Origin of the sequence: Aphanothece hegewaldii CCALA 016 (assembly GCF_003007785.1) — a bacterium.
GTDB classification, from domain to species: domain Bacteria; phylum Cyanobacteriota; class Cyanobacteriia; order Cyanobacteriales; family Microcystaceae; genus Chroococcus; species Chroococcus hegewaldii.
Genome location: NZ_PXOH01000096.1, coordinates 1 through 1,840, shown reverse-complemented (window position 1 = coordinate 1,840; position 1,840 = coordinate 1). Strand labels below are relative to the sequence as shown.

The following is a 1,840-nucleotide window of genomic DNA, read 5'->3' as shown; positions in this document are numbered from 1 at the left end:
CGTGAAGTCGGATTAAAAGAAGATCCTGACGGCAAAATTTATATAAAAGACCTCTGGGAACAACTCAGACATTGGTACACCCAGAATGGAACATTAGAAGTTGAAACGCTCCAAAGCGGTAAGACAAAAGACATTTGGCATGATCAACCTCATGCGGGTGATAAAACCGTCAAAGGAGCTAATCAGGTCTTCAAACGCTTTACGGAAATATTTCCAAATATTAAGCGAGTAATGGAGACAGTTGATCAAACAAGAGTAGGACAATGTTATTTATCAGGAATATCCCTTTTTGCCTCATTTGACTCATGTGACGCTATATCAATAGATACAGCCTCATGTGTTGCCTCATTTAATGAGCCAATCAATGAGGCTACAACCCTTGATCCACATGGGTATGAGTCAAATGAGGCAAATTTGCCAACTATTACTCAGAAAAAAAATCACAGTGATTTAATTAATTCGATTAATTTATATTCCGAAATAAATGACCCCGAAATGCAACATAACTTTACAGAAACGCTTAACAATTCGGAGGCAGAAGAGGAAAAAACCGAGAGTAGTACACCCCCTCCTGTAAACCACTCCTTTAAAGCAGGCGATCTCGTCAAGAGAAAAAGCGATCCAAATCGGCTTTATTACATAGATCGCTTATTGCCTGACAATTTAATTGAAATCATCGAAGTGGGAAAAAGCCCCTTAGATCCTGATGGGTGGGTCAGTCCAGACGAACTCATGTACCCACCATCGGAAGAATGATCAACCATTGATCGGAAAAAGCCAAACATTATTATTCTCGTTACTCTCGTGAATTAAATTATCGGGGTCAACAACAACCCTAACCTCGTGTTGCCCGAACAACGGACTACTCAGCTTGAAAATATGCAAAACACCATGATTCTGGCCGTCTTCAATGGGAATAATCGGAACTGTTGAAATTTTTGCGCCATCAAGCCAAACTTGAGCCGTCGTCGAATTGGATGTCAATCCCTCATTGTAGATCCTGTAAGAAACGGTTAAATAATTCTGGTTAAGTGTGTAATTAAGGGGGCTGATACTTAAATCCATTCCACAAGGACAGACAGCGAAATTATTTTCCTCGTCGGATTCGTCGAATTGGTCAAACGCGTCCGTTTGAATTAAAAGATAATTTCCCTCGTTAGGATTAATGTGGATAAACTTTTTAATGCTCTTATTAGAATAAGCATCTAAGTTATTGCCGTTCGACCGAATTAAACGATCGCTTTCGTCAATCATCAAATCTTTTGATTGATAGATTTGTGTTTGAAAGTTTTTGGCTCTGCAATCAGTAAGGTTTTGAAGCTCAAAACTAATCTCTGACTTTTGTCCAGTTATAGGATTTAAGGCAAACTCTACATTGTTTACAGCTATGTCAATCATCTTAATTATTTCCTTAAAATCAAAGCACCGATTGCTAAAACAGCTATCAATTCAAACCCAAAAGATTTCTCTGTAATCGGTTGAATCTTTCGAGAAACGGGTAATGAATTTACTTCTTGAGGTGAATCAGTTGTTGAGACGGGTAATGAATCAAAATCATTGCTACATTTTATTAAGAGCAATAACAGAAAGAAAGTACTAAAAAAAAGATTAAGCACTTTGAATTACTCCAGAGAAATCATTAACAATTAATCGACTGTTGGGATAACAGATAACTGCGTTGGGTGGTAAAATGCCTGGTGATTCGGGCAAAAACAAGGTTCTAGATGGGGTTTTTGCTTCTAAAACATCTAAAGTAAAGTAATTTCCTTGATACATCGCGCCAAAGCGTCGTAATCCAACTGGACGGGCTTGATAGTGCAGTAGAACAAAATGCCCAGTC

General features: G+C 38.3%; 2 protein-coding genes and 1 pseudogene. 1 reads left to right on the top strand and 2 read right to left on the bottom strand.

Translation table 11 applies throughout. From position 1 onward, the window contains the following. Positions 1–756, top strand: a pseudogene (locus C7H19_RS26070) (hypothetical protein); the annotation flags it as partial. Here C7H19_RS26070 and C7H19_RS25080 read toward each other — a convergent pair. Together C7H19_RS25080 and C7H19_RS26065 are read right to left on the bottom strand one after the other, a co-directional pair. Further along, positions 757–1,398, bottom strand: a complete 642-nt coding sequence (locus C7H19_RS25080; RefSeq protein ID WP_106459618.1) for a CARDB domain-containing protein — start codon at positions 1,396–1,398, stop codon at positions 757–759. A gap of 210 nt (positions 1,399–1,608) precedes the next feature. Next, the coding region (locus C7H19_RS26065; RefSeq protein WP_181280751.1) for a hypothetical protein at positions 1,609–1,840 on the bottom strand (232 nt) is incomplete at its 5' end.

What these genes read in the sequence shown, in the direction of transcription:
- C7H19_RS25080 (WP_106459618.1), bottom strand. Translation starts at nt 1,398, where the DNA reads ATGATTGACATAGCTGTAAACAATGTAGAGTTTGCCTTAAATCCTATA.